Origin of the sequence: Allomesorhizobium aridi (genome assembly GCF_043769475.1) — a bacterium.
Taxonomy (GTDB): Bacteria; Pseudomonadota; Alphaproteobacteria; order Rhizobiales; family Rhizobiaceae; genus Allomesorhizobium.
The window spans coordinates 907,570-926,267 of the sequence record NZ_CP171729.1; the positions used below are offsets into that span (position 1 = coordinate 907,570).

At 64.0% G+C, this 18,698-nt stretch carries 1 protein-coding gene; it reads left to right on the forward strand.

Annotated features, from left to right (window positions below; all coding sequences use genetic code 11):
* Window positions 1–177 precede the first annotated feature (177 nt).
* On the forward strand, window positions 178–18,558 hold the full coding sequence (locus ACG873_RS06385) for a hypothetical protein (protein WP_394890958.1): 18,381 nt from the start codon (window positions 178–180) through the stop codon (window positions 18,556–18,558).
* Window positions 18,559–18,698: the final 140 nt, after the last annotated feature.

Below are 18,698 nucleotides of genomic sequence, written 5' to 3' on the forward strand. Positions count from 1 at the left end.
TGTCGGGCCCAAGAAGAAAGACCGGTGGTCACTGAAAAGAGTTCGGCGACCGTGGCGGGAATGTCACAGTAATCCGGTTTTTCCATGCCAGTCCTTCGCATCCAAATTCCATGCTCGCAAATGGACGTAGAATGTTTACGCTCCGTAACGCGCGGTTGCGTGTGAGGGGTTCGGGGCATGGATTCGGGGGCAGGATCGCGCCAGACGCGGTCGCGGGCAACGTTTGCGGCCGACGCCGCCCGTGTCACTCGGCTTGGCTGGCGCGAGTTCTCGCGGCATCTGTGGAAAACCTCGGCCCTGTCCACCATCGCAATCGCCGGCTCGGGAGCCGCCGCGGCGCAGGAAGGTGTGCTCTGGCAGCCGCAGGTGCAGACCATCATCGGCGCCGACGAGCAGGGTGGCTACTCCTCGCTCGAAGGGTTCATTCCGCTTGCGCAGACGCCGGATTCCGTGCTGTTCCTGGATTTGCGGATAAAGCATGATTTCTCGAACGGAACCGGCGGCGATGTCGGCCTCGGTTTCCGCCATGTCGTCAATCCGGACCTCATCCTCGGCGGATACGCCTATCTGAATGTCGAGCGTTTCGACGGGCATCAATATACCGGCGCGACCCTCGGCGTCGAAGCGATCGGCACCAATTTCGACGCCCATGTCAACGTACACCTGCCGTTCGGCGAGACATCGGAAACGACGTCCAGCTCTTCCTCCAGCCTTTCCCTAGTGGGCAACCAGCTGCTCGAGCAGATTTCTGTCCTGGACAGCCGCGACTACGCTTCCTCGGGCATAGAGGGCGAATTCGGGGTCCAGGCGCCGGTGGACCTGCCCGAGGACCATTCGCTCAGGCTGCATGTCGGCGGCTATCATTTCGACGATGTGGACGACATCGCCGGCAGCATTACCGGCGGCAAGGCGGGCTTCGAATACAAGATCGGCGACGTCTTCGGCGACAGCGGCGCGTCCGTGGTGTTTGGCGGCGAGGTCCGCTACGACAATCGCGACGGAACCCATTTCGCCGGCTCGGTGCGGCTGACGGTTCCGCTTGGCGGGACGGATCGCGCCGAGGGCGACACCCGCCCTGAACCCGCCTATGCGGTAAGCGAAGGCCTGCGCAAGCGCGCCAATGAGCGCGTGCGCGGAGACATCGGCGTGCGGGTCGACAATGTCGAGAGTGGCAGTTCGCTGAGCCGCCGGGCGATAAACGCGCGCACGGGCAGCGCCTTCGGCTTTTTCTTCGCCGCCGACGGGGAGAACACGCTCGGCCTTGGCACGCTCGGCGATCCGACCACCCTCGACGACGCGGTCACGAGGGCCGGGGTCAATGGCTTCGTGGTGGCGCTCGGCGGCTCCGGTAATCTCCTGACCGAGGGCGTCACCCTGCAAAATCGCCAGACCGTCATCGGCGGCGGGCAGTCGGTGCAGGCGCGGCTCATCAGCGGAGCAACGGAAGACTTCAGCTTCGGCGGCAGCGATGGCACGATCGGAGGCACTAACGCCGCAAATCCGGTGATCTCGCTGGCGAACGGCAATACGCTGAACGGCATCACCGTCACCGGCGGCCGCGTCGGCATCTTCGGCAACAACATCAACGGCGCGACGCTGACCAACGTCACCGTCAACGCGGCGGGCTCGCACGGCGCGTCCTTCACCGGCACGTCGACAGGCGTGAACGCCTCGAACTTCACCGCCTCGAACAATGGCGGCTCGGGCCTGTCGATCGAGGGCGACGGCACCTACAATTTCACCGGTACGACGCTGCTTTCGGGCAATGCCGTCGACGGCCTAAACATAACCGGGGACGGCACTTACAATTTCCAGACGCTGAACACGATCGACAACGCCGACGACGGTATCGACGTGACGTCCAATGGCGGAAAGTTCAACACCACGGGCGGCACGGTTTCAGGCAGTGGCGATGTCGGCGTGATCATCGACCCGATCACGGCGAATGTCGTGCTGACCTCGATCAGCCATGACGGCGGAACGTCCGGCGTCGTGCTCGACGCGGTTTCCGGCAGTTTCACCGTGACCGGCGAGACGACGATCTCGAACACCTCCGGCCCGGCGATCGCGATCTCCAACTCGCCGGCGTCGATCCGGTTCGCCGACATCACGATCACCCAGCCGGGCGGCGACGGCCTGACCTTTGCGGGAACCAACGGCCCGGTCGTAGTCGGCGATATCGTTATCACGGGACTCGGCGCCGGCAATGCCGGCCTCGATTTTTCCGGCAGCCGGACCACTTTCACCGCGCAGTCGGTGGCGATCAGCGGAACCGGAGCGGCCGGCTCGACCGGCATCGACCTCTCCGGCACGCTTGGGGGCTCGTCGATAATCATAACCGCCGGAGGCGTTATCGCGAGCGTCGAAACCGGCGTGCAGCTCGGCGTGAACGGTGCAGGCGCGGCGACGGCGAACGCGAATTTCGTCTTCGGCGGTGGCACGATCGCCGGCTCCAATGCGGCGCTCGACGCGCGGGGCCTCAACCCGCTTGCCGGCACATATGCCTTCGGCTCGACCGTGTTCAACGGCGCGCAGCTGTTCGACCTCGCCAACCTCATATTCGTCGGCTCGACAGCCACCGGCGCGGGCGACGGCTCCTCGGTCAACGATCTGGCCAGCATCGACACGGCCGACGCCAATGCCGGGTCGGGCATCGTTTTCGCGCTGGTCAATGACGGCGCCGTCATCAACGACGCGAACGGATTTACACTCGACGACGGTCAGACGCTGGCCTCCTTTGGCAATGGCCGCCAGTTCGCGCTCGGCGGGGTGCCGCTCAATGTCACCGGCGGCAATGTCCAGCACGGGGCGATGCAGGACGATCCGACCGGGCTGGGCGCGGCGACGCTGACCAATCTCGGCGTCGGCAATACCGTTATCCTGGGCGACGGCACGATCGTCGCCGACATCGATATCTCGAATGGGACCGGCGGCGCCGGCATCTTCGGCGACAATGTCGACGGCGCGACGCTGACCCGCGTCGATCTCGTCGGCGCAGGCGCGCTCTTCACCGGCACGTCGACCAATGTCAGTGCCACCGATTTCAGCGCGACCGGAAGTTCCGGCTCGGGATTGCAGATCGAAAGCGACGGCACGTTCGTCTTCGACGGCACCACGACGCTGTCGGGCAACCAGGCCGACGGCCTCAACAGCTTTGGCGGTGGCGACTACACGTTCGCCCGGCTGAATGTTCTGAACAATGGCGGCGGCGGAATTGCAGCTTCGTCTGGATCGTTTGTCATCGGGGCCGGTATCGTCGCCGGCAACGGGCTAGCCGCCGTCCATTTCAATTCCGCGGTTCTCGACGTCACGCTCGATTCTGTTTCACATGACGCCTCCTCCGCTGGGGGCTCCAGCGGCATAGTATTGTCGGCCACCGAGGGCAGCTTCGCCGTTTTGGGCGCCACGTCGATCAGCAATACCGAAATTGGCGGAATCAGCATAGGCGGCGGTTCGATCGATGTCGGGTTTGGGGGAGCTGTATCCGTCGAAGACGTCTCCCTCGGCGGCGGCATCTCAATAATATCCACGGCGGGGACAGTTGCGTTCAGCGACACGGTCGACATTCGCCGTGTGAGCGACGTCGGCCTCTGGATAGGGAATTCAGGCGTCGATTTTAATGGCGCCGTGGCCGTGGAAGGGGCCGGCTTCGACGGCATTTTCGTGCAGTCGACGGATAGGCCAGTCAACTTCCATGCTCCAGTTGTTGTCAATGGCGCCGGAGCCACTGGTTTCGCTGTTAGCGGCGGCAACGGCCCTATAACCCTGGACGGCGGGCTGACTGTCGAGCGCGCGGCTTTCGGCGGTATTTCTGTCGATAATTTCGGCGGGTCAATCAGCTTCGGTGGCCCGGTCTCGTTAAGCGAGGTGGGCGACGGCATCAGGATCGGAGATTCGGCGGGGAGTGTGAGCTTCACCGGTCAAGTCGCGATCAATCAATCGTTCGGCAACGGCGTAACGCTGGACACGAATACCGGCGCCGTCACCTTCGCTGACATATTGGTTAGCGATGTTTTCCTTAACGGTATCGAGGTCATCGGCGTCAACGGCACGATCGACTTCGGCAATATTGACATCAGCGGCATCGGGGCGGCCACTGGCCTCGACCTTTCCGGCAGCACGTCGATCTTCTCGGCGCTCTCGCTGGATATAGCCGGAACCGGAGCGGCAGGCTCGACCGGCATCGACCTTTCCGGCACGCAGGGCGGGTCCGTGACCATCGCCAATGGCGGCGTCATCCAGGACGTCGATACCGGCGTGCAGATGGGTGTGAACGGCCCCGCCGGTACGATGGCGAACACGGATTTCGTGTTCGGCGGCGGTTCGGTCGAAGGCGCGACCGCCTCGCTCGACATGCGCGGGCTGATCTCGTCGAGCGGCACCTATGCTTTCGGCTCGACGGCGCTGACCGGACCGCAGCTTTTCGATCCGACCAACATCATCTTCGTTGGCGCCAGCGCCACCGGGGCGGGCGACGGATCGTCGGTCAATGATCTGATCGACGAGGCCGGAGCCGACGCCATTGTCGACGCCGACGCGATCTTCGTGCTGGTCAACCAGGGCGTCGACATCGTCACCGATATCTTCGGCTTCAGCCTTGCCGACGGCCAGACGCTCGCCTCGTTCGGCAATGGCGCGACCTTCAACGTCGGCGGCGCGCCGATCAACGTCACCGGCGACAATGTCGCGAGCGGCTTTGTGCAGGCCGACCCGACCGGCCTTGGCGCGGCGCGCCTCGTCAACAACAGCGTCAGCGGCGCCACGATCATGTTGGGCAGCGGCAATCTGGTCGCCGACCTGATCGCGGGCGGCAACGCCACGGGCTCCGCAATTCAGGGCATAAACGTCAATAATGTGCGCATCTCCGGCGTCGAGATCGACAGCGGCTCCCGTGGACTCCTCTTCAGCGGCGTCACCGGCGTGGTCGAGATCGACGGCATCGCCATCGACGGAACCGTCCACGACGCCATCAGCATCGACAACTCGACTGCTGCGTTTGATTTCCAGGGAACCACGCGGATAACGAACGCTGGGCGCGATGGCATATCTTTCACAGGCGTGTCCGGCAGCGTCGTCTTCGATTCGATCGATATCGACAGCGCGTCGAACAACGGCGTCAGCATCGCCAATTCGTCCGCGACCTTTACGTTTGGCGGGACCACGGACGTAACGAATGCCGGCGTCGACGGCGTTTCGCTTACGGCGACGAGCGGTACGGTCGATTTCAGTTCGCTCGCGATCGCCGGCGCCGGCCGCGACGGCCTCTCTATCATTGGCGCCATCGGCGACGTGACCATCGCCGGCGGCTCTATCGCGTCGCCGGGGCTCAACGGCATCACGATCCGCGACCAGAACGTGGCGAGCGTTATCGACATTTCGAATGTCAACGTCACCGCTTCCGGCGGCGACGCACTCGCTATTTTCAACGCGCTCGGGCAAATCGCCTTTGCCGGCGGTTCGCTTGTGCAGACGGGCAACGGCGGGATCGTCGACATTGCGGATAGCGGCGGCGACATTGACATCAATACCGCAATGTCAATCGCGGGCAATGGCGCAGGCGTCGCCATCGAGGGCATTTCGGGCACGGTCGAAGTTTCTGGATCGCTCTCCCGCACGGGCGGCAGTGTTGGCCGTATCCTCGAAATAGGCTTGGTAAGTGCGATCAGCGGCGACATTGCACTGAACGACCTCGCAATCGAGTCGAGCGCCGGCGGCGGCATACGGATCGACCAGATTGATGCCGGTGCGTCCGTCCAGTTCGACCAGAACTCGACCATCGATCTGACCGGAACCAGCGGGGGCATCGAGCTGACCGATGTTGCCGGCGTCGTCTCCATCGACGCGGCCGTAAACATCCAGAATCCAACGTCCACCGGAATCTCTGTGTCCGACACCACGGGAACGGTTGCGTTCGGCGGCCCTGTCACGGTGAGTTCCGGCGCCGTCAATGCGGTCGCCCTGTCCAACAATGCCGGCGGTACTATTACTTTCGACGGCGCGCTCGACATCGACACGAGCACGGGCGTCGGCTTCAGCGCTGACGGCGGCGGCGCCGTCTCCATCGGCGGCGCGGGCAGCCAAACCATCGACACGGAGGGCGGGACCGCGCTCCAACTGTCGGGCGTCGAGATCGGCTCCATCGATATCGACCAGATTACGGTCACAGACGGCTCCGGGACCGGCACGGACGTTGCCGTGTCCATCGATGGGACAACCGGTGGAACGCTGGCTTTGGGCGGGGTGTCGACTGAAAACGCCACGAGCACCGGCGTATTCATCGCCAACGCTGCCGGCACTTATAATTTCAACGGCGTGACGTCGGTCGAAGGCTCGCAGGGCGTAGGCATTCACATCGTCGGGTCCGCCGGCGCAATCTCCTTCGCCGAAGTCGATTTTGATGACATCGACATACAGGGCACATTCCTGGTTTCGAACGACTCGGTCGCCATTCGCGGCGGCACGATCGGCCGCACGGGCGACGACGCCATTTTGAGCAGCGACACGTCGCTGACGGTTCAGGACCTGACGATCGGCGCCGGCGCCGGATCGGCTGTGAACGGCATCCGGATCGTCAATTGGGACCAGGACCGGACCGTCGCGATCGAAAACCTGAATACCACATCGACGTCGGGTATCGGCGGTTCGGCGGTCAGCGCAACGGCCACCGGGTTAGGGACGCTGACGCTCAACCTAAGCGACAGCGTGCTCCGCTCCACGGGCACGGCGTTTGACGTATTCGCGAGTACAGGGCTGGCGAATACGATCCGCCTCACCACGGATAGCAACAGCTTCGAAACCGCAACTGGCGTGCCAACGGTGCGCATCGACGGCCAAAACCTGTCGGCTACCGAAAACACGATTGTCGTGCAGTCCTTCGCCGATAACACCATCATCGGCAACGGCGTTGGCGGCGGCGTATCCTTCAGCGATGCCACCTTCGACGCCGACCCGGACGCGACGGGCATCCAGCAGCCGGCAGCAGGCGCCTTTCAGATCGGCCAGGGTACGGCCGCTGGACAGCGCGTGCAGGGCGCCGGCCTGACCTTCACGAACACCAGCGGTGACATCGGGTTCACCGCCCTCGACATATTCAACAGCGCCGGTACCGGCCTCCTGGTTTCGACGTCCGCTACCGATTTCACGCTCGGGTTGGCGGCCGGCACGCTCGACACGGCCGGCGGGCCGGCCATCTTTCTCGACGGCGTGAATTCGGCGATCACGTTCACGAACGTCACCTCCGCAAACAGCGCTACCGAAGGCCTTACGTTCAATGACGTGAGCGGCGCGTTCGCCGTGACTGGGACGACGACCGTAACCAATCCGGGCGCCACCGGAATAACGATCGGCGCGAACCAGGCGGCGATCACGTTCGGCACCGTGGCGCTGAGCAACATCGGCGCGAACCGGACGGGCCTGGCGCTAACCGGCACCAACGGCGGCAGCATCGCTTTCGGGTCGCTTTCGATAGCGCTGGCCGGCGACAACGCCGTCGGCGTCGCGCTCAACGACGCCATAATGAACGGCGACCTCAGCGCCACCGATTTCGACCTGACCAGCACCAGCAATGTCGGGACCATCGGCGTCAATCTGGTGAACACCACCGGTTCCGGCACGATCCGCCTCGGCGACACTGTGGCGGATGGCGGGCAGAGCGCCTCGATAACGGGCGTCGACGACGGCGTGCTTTTCTCCAGCACGACGAATGTGAATTTCATCTTCGGCGATGGCGAGAACATCACCGATATCGGCTCGCTCATCGACGCCGTCACGCCGGTGAACACGATTGACACGCTTCCGCTCGCCGGAAACTACAATTTCCTCGATGCGACGCTGGTCGGCGATACCTCGTTCCTGCAGGGGTTGTCCTATTTCGTCGTCGACAATCTCGGGACCAGCGGCCTCGGCACTTTCGATGACCCTGGCACGATCGCGGAGGCCGAGGCGTCGGGCGCCGCCGTCATCGTGCTGGTCGACCGCACCCTCGACAACACCAGCAACCTGATCGACCTTCTTCTGCAGGCAAGCGGCGGCAGCGCAAATTCGCTCGACCTGGACGATGGCCAGGTCCTGATCGCGCTCAGCGCGGGTGAGGGGATCGATGTCGCCCCGCTTGGTGCGCTCGCCACCGGCGCGCCGCCCTCGTTCCAGTTCTCGGCCATCGGCGGCACGACGATCACCGCGCCGACAACCGGCATCGACAACGTCCTGCCGACGCTGACCACCGGGGTCGGCAATACGGTCAACCTTGCAGGCCAGGCCGGCGTCCAGAACTTACTGATCGGCAACACCGGCGCGGGCGACGGCATCTTCGGCTCGTTCGGCACGGGCGAGAACCTGACGATCCGCAACTCGACCATCGGTGGCGCGACCGCGCTCAACATCTCGGCGACAGCCGGCGTGACGGTCTTCGCCTTCAACGACCTGACACTTGAGGGCACGCTGCGGCTGGACGGGACAGGCGGCGACCTGACGGCGACCGGCACGGGCGTGAACACGATTGCCGTCGCTGGCGGGCAGGCCGTCCTCATCCGGGACGTGCTCGCCGACATCACGCTCGCCTCGATATCCGGCTCAGGAGGCGCGGTCCCGCAGAATGGGGTCGAATTCCTTGATTTGGCAGCCAATTCGGATTTTGCAGTCACCGGAACGACCACGCTCGACAATTATGCCGGCGGCAACGCGATCTTGATCGACGGCATTGCCCAGGACGATGTGTCTGTCTCGTTCGGCCAGACCGACATCAATACCATCTTGAACGGCACCCCGGCCAACGGCGGCGTCCTGGTCAGCAATATAATTGGTCAGAACACGACGATTGATTTCGGCGCGGTCAATTTCGGCAGCGCGGCGGTCACGCGATCGAATGTCGGGCTGGAACTTTCCGCGATCAGCGGATCAGGCTTCGATCTCGACATCGCCAGCCTGACCGTCAACAACGCCGTCGGCGGCATCCTCGCTGGCGGCGTGAATGCAGGGTCCGTAACGCTCGGCGGGTTGTTCTCTTCAACCAACCTCCTTTCGGCGGCCATAGACGTTTCAAACTCGGCGGCCGAGTTCGGGTTCGACGGCACAGCCACGGTCACCAATGCCGGAGCCGGTCTCGGCGGGGGCATAAGGCTGTCCGGCAACAGCGGCCCGGTCGTCTTCGCGCAGCAAACCACGATCAGCGTCGGAGACGCGACCGGTGTCGAGATCTCCGGCGCGACCGGCGCGACCAGCTTCAACGGGCTGGACATCACCGTCGGAAACGCCACCGGCTTTGCCGCCGGAACCGGCGCGGCGGGCACCGTCGCCGTGCTGGGGGCGGACAACGACATCACCGTCGCCAGCGGGGTGGCGCTCGATCTCGCGGCGCTGAGCGTAGGGGCGGGCGGGCTCAATTTCGACATGGTTGCCTCCGGAGGCGGAGCAATCGGCATTTCCGCGAGTGGCCTGAACCTCGCCGCCGGCGATGTCGCCATCGCGTCGGTAGATCTCGACGGTCACGCCCCCGCGTCGGTCGTCCTCCTGAACATCAACGGCGCAGGAGGAAGTTTCACCATCGGCGGCGGCGATATCGATGCCGCCGGAACCGGCGTGCTGGTGGCGGGCGGCAATTCTGCCGTCATCAACATCGCGACCGCCGGCGGCCTTACCATCGACGGCGGCGCGATCGGACTGGACCTGCAGCACAGCGCAGGCACCGTCAATATCGGCACGGGTTCCGGTTTCGTGGCGGTCGGCAATACGGCTAGGCCGGTAGCCGGCCTGGTATTCGCCTCGTCCGGCATCGTCAACATCGGCAATGCCGCCAATGCTTCTTCCATCGGCGCCGTCTCGCATGCGATCTCGCTTGACTCGGCAGGCACGCTCAATGTCGTGAACCTCACGGCGCGCAGCACCGGCGGCAGTGGCATCGCGGCCGCCAATTTCGGCGGCAGCGCCAGTTTCAACGGGCTTACCATCCTGGGCATCGCCGGCGCGAACAATGCGATCGCCATCGTTCAGGCCGCCAATTCCAGTACGTTCGACTTTACCGGCCTGACCATCGGCGGCTTTGCCGCGCTGGCCACTGGCAACGGCATCGACATCGCCGCGAGCGGCGCCGGCAGTGTCGAGTTCAATCTGATTTCCGGCAATTCCGTCGCCTCACCCGGCACGGGCCTGAACGCGTTCCAGTCGGCCGGCGCGACGGGCACGGTGGCGCTGGGACTCGACGGAACCGTTTGGGAAACGATCGCAGCGGGCACGCCCGCCATCTCGGTCGGTAGCGATACGCCCGGCGGGACATTCATCACTGCCTTCGGCTCCAACACCGTCACCGGCAATGGCGTCGGCGGCGGGATTTTCTTCAATGGCGTCAGTTTCGACGCTGATGCCGATGTCGGCAACGGCATCCAGCAGGTGGTCGCCTCCGGCCCGAACCGGATCGGAACCGGCGCCGCAAATCGGGTTTCCGGCGCTGGCCTGTCCTTGCTCGACACCAGCGGCAGCCTCGATGTCGGCGCGCTGGATATCTTCAACGACAGTGGAGCAGGGGGCTTTGCGCTGGTCGTCGACACCACGACGCTCGGAACGACCTTTGCCTTTGAAAGCAATGGCGGCACGATCGACAACGCGAATGGCGGCGCGGTTCGCGTCGATACGGCGACGCTATCGGGTTCGTTCGCCTCGACCAGCGCCACATTTGCTTCGGGCAGCGGCATCGACCTGCAGCGTGTTGCCGGCGGCTTCGATTTCGGCGGCGGCGCGCTCATCAACAATGGCGGTTCCGCGGCGTTCAACATCGGTGCGGCGGCGACAAATCTGTCCGGCGGCTCGGCCGTCATCTCCTACGGCGGGAATGTCGTCACCGGCGCTGGCGCGACCGGCCTGGCTGTTTTCATCGCCGAACTCGACGGCGGATCGGTGACGCTGTCGGGCAATCTGATCGATTCGAGCGCGGCAGCCGGCGGCGGCATCCTGGTCCAGAACCTCGACAACGGTGCGGCGAGCGTGACCTTCTCCGGCAACAGCGCGATCAGGACCGGCGCCGCAACGGGCGTGACGCTTGCCGACAATGCCAGCGGCACGATCGGTTTCACCGGCGGACTGACGATCGCCACCACGACCGGCACCGGCTTCCTGGCGTCGGGCGGAGGCGTGGTCAACGTCGGAGCGGCCGGTTCGCAGACGATCGGCACCGAGGCGGGAACAGCGCTGAATCTTAACGGAGTTACGCTTGGCAGCGTCAATTTCGACCAGATCGAGATTGTCGACACCAACGCCACCGGTACGGACAGCGCGGTCATCCTTGACGCCACTTCGGGCGGAACGCTGACTCTTGGCGGCTTGTCGACCGAGCGCGCGATCAGCGACGCCGTCTCGATCAGCAACGTCGTCAGCGGCGTCTACAACTTCGGAAACACGAGCGTTCTCAGCACCGGCTTCGGCTCCGATGTCGTGAGCATCTTCAATTCGGCCGGCTCGTTCACCTTCGCGGATCTGGATGCATCACAGCTCACCGGCATGGCGTTGAACCTCGACGCAAGCAGCGCGACCGTCACCGTCTCTAGCGGCACGATCGTGAAGGGTAGCGTCGGCAGGGCGATCTCCGTGACGGGCGGGGATACCAGCACCGTCGTCTTCGACGCGGCGGTCACCGCAACCAACGGTACCGGCCTGCTGTTCGACGACGCGGACGGTTCCTACAGCTTCGGCGCAGCGCTCGTGCTCAGTGATGCGGGCTTCGCCTCCGGCATCGGCATCGACATCCTCAACGATTCCGACGGCGGCTTCACCTTCGACGATGTGCAGATCACCAATACGGCGGCTGCCACCGCGCTCGGAGACGACATCCTGCTCGGCGCGGCGGCGATCGCGGTGGATATCTACGACAGCGCCGATGCAACGACGAGTTTCGGCGATCTCGACATCGTCTCGGCGGCCGACATCGGGGTGGCCGCACGCGACGGGGGCACGGTGAATGTCGGCTCGGCGGGCGATCCGAGCACCATCAATGCCGGCTTCGGACTGGTTTATTACGATTCCTCGGGCTCGGTCATCAATGCCAACATTACCGCTGGCACGCTTGTCGCGCCCGGCGACCTTTGGATCGAGACGACGGCGAGTTCGTCGTTCGGCTTCTACCCGCTGGATGGCCAAACCGGCGTAAGCCTCATTGCCGATCAGGCCGATACCAGCTTCTCCATGGCCGACAGCACAATCTTCGGCGCAGGCGGCTTGATCAGCGCCAATGTCGGCTTTGTCGATCAGCAGATCGCCCTGGACCGGAACGCCTTCAGCAGCGATGGCGGCCCCGGAATCTACGTCAATGGCTTCGGCCCGGGCGGCGTCTTCGTCACCAGCCTCGACAGCAACACGATGGACGACAGCGACGGCAATCCTCAGTTCGACGAAGCTGGATTCGTCTTCGATACCGTCACGTTCGACGCCGATCTGTCGAACGGCGTCATCGACATCGTGACTGGTGGCGCGACCCGCATCGGCAGCGCCGGGATCCGCGTCAACAATATCGGCCTGCAATTGATCGATGTCGAAGGCGCGCTGTCCTTTAGCGATCTCGACATCGCCACCGAAGGCGAGTTGGGCCTCGACGTGTTCGGCGCCGGCCCGACGCCGGCCGGCTTCGAATTGGATATCCTTGCAGGCGATATCGACGCCCTGGACGGGCAGGCGCTATATCTGGAAAACGCGACGCTCGACGTGACGCTATCCTCGGTCACCAGCACCAACGCTTTTGGATGCTGCTTCTCGACCGGCGACGGCATTGCATTGATAAACCTGGCAGGCAGCTTCGAGGTCACCGGAACGACAACGGTCACCGGAGCGCAGGCCAACGGCATACTGATCGAAGACAGCGCCGCTTCGATCGCCTTCGGAACCACTAACGTCGTCATGACCGGCGGACCGGGCAAATCCGGCATCGACTTCGCCGGCACGAATGCGTCGGTGACCTTCGGCACGACGACCGTTTCGGGCATCGGCGAGAGCCAGACCGGCATTGATTTCTCCGATGCCGAAACTACCGCGACCTTCGGCCTGACAACGATCACTTCGCCGACCGGCAGCGGCGGCAGCATCGGCATCGACCTTTCCGGCACGCTCGGCAACCGCACGATCACCTTCGCCCAAGGATCGAATATCGACAATCTCAATGTCGGGGTACAACTCGGCACCGCCGGGCGAGGTGGGGCGACGGCGAACGCGACCTTCACCTTCGGCGACGGCAATGCCGTGGACGGCCTGGAATCCTTCATCACGGCAGCCGCCGGCGGCTATACGGTCGATACGATCGGCCTCGATCCGGCTTCGGGCTCCTACGATTTCGACGATGTCTTTTTCATCGGCGACGCCAATCTGGTGGTTGCGCCCGATTCGGCGACCTTCGTCTCTCAGAGCGGTGGACAGTTCACGGCGGGCGGCGCATTGGGCCTCAGCCAGACCATCGATACGATCTCACTGGCCGACGCGGATGCGCTGACGGCGGCGGGAACCGTTTTCGCCTTTGTCGGCCCGATCAACCTCGCGGCAGCCGGCTTCGACCTCGATGCCGGCCAGTCGATCACCGGCTTCGGCAACGGCAACATCGTGTCCTTCGGCACGATCCAGCCGGCCAACGTCTTCGGCGATCTCGGCGCGACCGGCGCCGCTGTCACCGGGAACGAGACGACCATCATCGGGACCGACACGCTGTTCACGCTCGCTGGCGGCAACGAAATCCGGCACACGACGTTCGACCTGAGCTCGGGCGTGGTGGGCAGCGCCGTTTTCTCCGCTACCACCATAGGCGCCGGCAACGACATAACGATCGAGGGCGTCACGATCACCGGCGTCGGGCAGGGCAGGGTCGCCTTCGATCTGACCGATCTCGCCTCCGATGTGTTCATCCAGAACAACGACATCGCCATCGCCGGCACTTTGCTCGACGTCTCCGGCGGTTCGGGCGACATCACCATCACGCGTGGCACGCTGCCTAATGGCGGCCCGGCCGGCACGCTGTCCGCCGCACGGGTCATCGTCAATGGCAAAACCGCGGGCGCCACGGTCGCTTTCACCAACGGGCTGACGCTGTCCAGCGGCGCGGACGACGCCGTCCTCCTGACGGGCAATACAGGTGCGGCGGTCTCCTTCGCCGGCGGCCTCGACATCGCCTCGACCACCGGCCGTGGCTTTGTCGCGACAGGCGGCGGCACGATCAATGTCAGCGGCGCGGGCAACACGATCGCGACGACCACCGGGACCGCCATCGACCTCAACGGCGTGGGCATCGGCGGCGACGGCATGAATTTCGCCACCGTGGGGGTCAACGGCGCGGCGACCGGCATCAATCTCACATCGATCATGTCGGCAGGCGGCGGCGTTGCGCTCGGAACCGTCAACCTGCAGAACGTCACCTCGCGCGGCGTCGACATCGAGACCGCGCTTGGCGCGGCCCTTTCCATAACCGACCTCGACATCGGATTGGCCGGCGGTGCAGCGATAGGCTTCGACCTCAGCAGCGTCGCCGGCCTGAACGCCGATATCACCGTCAATAATCTCGGCATTACCAGCGCGGCAGCAGGCACGACGATCGGCGTCGACCTGAGCGGCGCCGCCGGCTCGGGCGTGGTGCGGTTCGGCGGTGATGCCGCGGCCGGCGACAATGCGACGATCTCCGGGGTCCTCAACGGCGTCATGTTCTCGGCAACGACCGATCTCGGCGAGGACGGCGTCTCTCCCGGCCTGGTATTCGGGGATGGCGAGGGCTCGGACATCGAATCGTCGATCGCGAGCAGCGGGCTGGCGATCGCCGGCACGCTTCCCGGCAATGGCGACTACAACTTCCAGGATGTCGATTTCGGCGCGAGCAGTGTCAGCAATCTGAGTCCGGTGTCGATCTATTACGTAGACCCGGAAGGCAATGGCGACGGCTCGCTCTCCAATCCGGGCAGCATCGGCGGCGCCGAGGGTTCGACCGCAAACGTCATCGTGTTGATCGACAATTTGGTCGATGGCTTGTCGGGCATCATCGACATGCTGACGCAAACCAGCGCCGGCAACGTCAATTCGCTCGACCTCAGGGACGGCCAGGTGCTGATCTCGTTCAGCAGCGGCTCACCGGCGACAATCGACGTGGCGGAGCTCGGCATCAATCCGGGCGGCGGCGCTCCGTCGACTTTCTCGTTCACCGGCGTGCAGACGTCGACGGTCATCGACCGGCCGGGCGGCCTCGACACGGAGCGCCCGACGCTGACCACCAGCGCCGCGGCAGGAACCGTGCTGCTGCCGACGCTGACCGACGGCGTCGGCCGCATCACTTCCGGTATCGACAATGTGCTGATGACCAACACCGGCGCGAGCGGCGACGGCGTCAATCTCTACAACGACGATCTGTCGACCTTCGTCATCCGCAACAGCTCCATCACCGCGAACGGCAACGCCATCGATATCTGGGACCAGGACAGCGTGGGCCTAGCGGCCGATACGCTGATCCTGTCGATCGACGGCAATACGCTGCGCTCGAACCTCAATCTCACGGCGGGCTTCGATGGCCAGACCCTCGGCTTGACATCGAACACCGTCGCCATCCGATCCTTCGCCAACAACGTTCTCGTCGGCGGCGCCACTGGCGGTGGCGGCATCCTCTTCAGCGGCGTCACCTTCGATGCCAGCGACGCTGCAGGCATCCAGGCCGTGAATGCGGGCAGGCTTTCGATCGGCGCGGCGGGAACGCCGCAGCAGGGCTATGGCCTGTCGATGAACAATGTTTCGGGCACACTCAATTTCGCCGACCTCGACATCGTCAACAATGGCGGCACTGGCCTGTTCGTCGATAACGACGCGGCCAATGACGGCACCAAAGACACGGACTTCACGCTGACCGTCGACAGCGGCGGCGTCGGCAATGCCACCATCGTCACCACCAATGGAACGGCGCTCGATGTCGACCCACTGACTTTCAATGCGGTATTCAGCGCGATTACGGCGAGTGGCGACGTCAACGGCATCCGGCTGGACGGGCTGACTGCGACATCCTCGCTACGCGTCAGCGGTGCCACGAGCATCACCGGGACCAGCGGCTTCGGCCTCTCCTTCACCAACAACGCCGCCGGCGCGACCTATCAGTTCGACGGTGCGCTCACCATCGACAATAGCCTCACTGGCGAAGGCATCCTGCAAACGAGCGGCGTGCTCACGGCGGCCGGCCAGGTCGTTATCACTACATCGATCGGCGTGGGAATTTCGCAATCCGGCGGCACCGCCAACTTCAATGCCGGCCTGACGATCGCCTCCACGACCGGCACCGGCGTATCGGCTACGGGCGGTACGATCAACGTTGCAGCGTCCGGCACCCGCACCATCAATTCGACTGCCGGAAAGGCACTTGACCTGAACGGCGTCACCGCCAACATCAACCTGCAATCTGCAGCCGCGGGCGGTGGCAACATCGGCGTTAGTCTCGTAGGCATGTCCGGCTCGCTCGATGTCACCGGCACGGTCACGATCAACGATTCGGGCGCCGATGGCATGTGGATCTCCAACTCGCCGGGCACGGTGACCTTTGGGAGCGTGGCCATCAACGGCTCCGGCGGCACCGGCATCGAGATAACCGGCGCCAACGGCGTTATCGCCATCAATGGCGGCAATATCGGCGGCAGCGACGACCCGAATAGCCTCGGCGTTTTCATCGACGGCGGCACCGCCAACGTCACCATCAATGCCGCGATCACCAAGGCTAGCACTGGCAAGATCGTCCAGGTGTTGAACCGAACCGGCGGCACCGTCACCTTTGGTGGCAATCTCAGCGCGACAGGCGGCTTCGACAACGGCATCGACGTCCATTTCAACAGCGGCGGCGCGGTCAACTTCACCGGCACGACCAAGACGCTGAGCACCGGCACAAACACGGCGGTTTCGCTCGCCGACAACGCCGGCGCGACGATCAACTTCACCAATGGCGGACTGGACATCGACACCACCACCACCGGCGTCGGGTTCAACGCCACGGGCGGCGGCACGGTGACGGTTCAGGGCGCGGGCAACAGCATCGCTTCGGTGAGCGCAGCCGCGCTGAATGTGCAGAACACATTCATCGGCGCGAGCGGCTTGACGTTCCAGAGGATCGATGCGGGCAATGCGACGGCGGACGCCGACCCGGCAAACGGCATCGTGTTGAACACTACCGGCACCACGGCCGGCACTCATGGCGGGCTGACCATCACCGGGACAGGCACAACAGATGGTTCGGGCGGCGTCATCCAGAACATCGGCACCCGTGGCGTCTCGATCATCAACGCGAGGGCGATCTCCCTTAGCAACATGACCCTGACCAATGCCAACATGACCGACGGCACGTCGCTCGATCTCGACATTTCCGCCTCGAATGCCGCCATCTATTTGAGCGGCGTCACCGGAGCTGCGCTTAACAACATCGACATCAGCGGGACGGCGGATAACGGCATAACCGGCCTCAACGTCAGCGATTTCACGATGGACAACAGCACCATCACCCAGGCCGGGAACAACGCTAACGAAAGCGGGATCGAGTTCAGCAACCTGTCGGGCACCTCGTCCATCTCGAACTCAAGCATCACCTTCTCGGAGACCAACAGCCTCGACGTCGTCAACACCGACGTCAATCTGAACCTGACCCTCAATAACGTGACTTTCAGTGACACCCAGACCGTCTCGTCGGGCGGTGCGACAAACCTGAATGGCGAAGGCGGGTTCCAGTTCAGGAGCTTCAGCAGCGCGGCCGGGGCGCCGGTGACCGACATCAACGTCCTCGACAGCGACTTCCTGCGTCTGCGTACCCAGGGGATTCAGGTCATCGGTGAGGATGATTCGGTCGTCAATGTCGACATCACCAACAACGTGATGAGCAGCGAGGCCGGCGTTGCCGTCGTCGATCCGAGCATCAATATCGGCGCCGGCATCGATATCAACGGCAACGACATCGCGAACGTCACCTTCAATATCATAGGCAATACGATCCAAAGCCGTGGTGGCGCGGCGGCCAATATCACGTCGTTCCTCGACTCCAATGTCGAGGGCCGGATTAACAATAACACAATCACTGTGAACGGAATCGGATCGGGCGTGCGCACCGTCGCGCAAGAGACTTCCAACATGATCGTGGAAGTTCGCAACAACAACATTACTATGGGGCCGGCCAACAACAGCACCTCCATTGACGCGCAAGCCCGCTTCCAGACTGCGCGGCTCGATCTGACGCTCGACAACAACACACTCAACTCCGACCCGACCGCGGTCGCCGACATCAACATCACTTCCGGGTCGTCGACCGCCGGCGAGAGCAACCAGGTCTACGTCAACATCATCAACAACACCGTCGTGGCAGGCGGCCCGACCAACATCCTGCGACTGCGTGTCTCCGACCTGAGCGATACCAACAGGCTCTTCCTGCAGGGATTTGTCGACGGAGGCGGCGGAATTGAGGATGACGCTGTCGCCACCTGGAACGCGAACGGAAACACACCGACGGCGACTACGGCGAACGTGAATGTTAGCCTGACCCTCAGCGCGATCGGGCCGGGCGCTGGCGTAGCGCTGGTGCCGGACAATCCGGCGCCTTAGTCGGCCGTCGACAGGCCGCGTCGTGGGTCTGACCAAAGACATGCCAGATTGACCATTGCCGCGCGGTCTTCGTCCATCAGCTCGGCGAAAGGCGGTTGCCAGGCGAGTGTATTCGCCGGGGACGAACGTCTATTAGGCAG

Excerpts from the sequence above, each read along its gene's own strand:
- ACG873_RS06385 (WP_394890958.1), top strand. The coding sequence starts at position 178 with ATGGATTCGGGGGCAGGATCGCGCCAGACGCGGTCGCGGGCAACGTTT.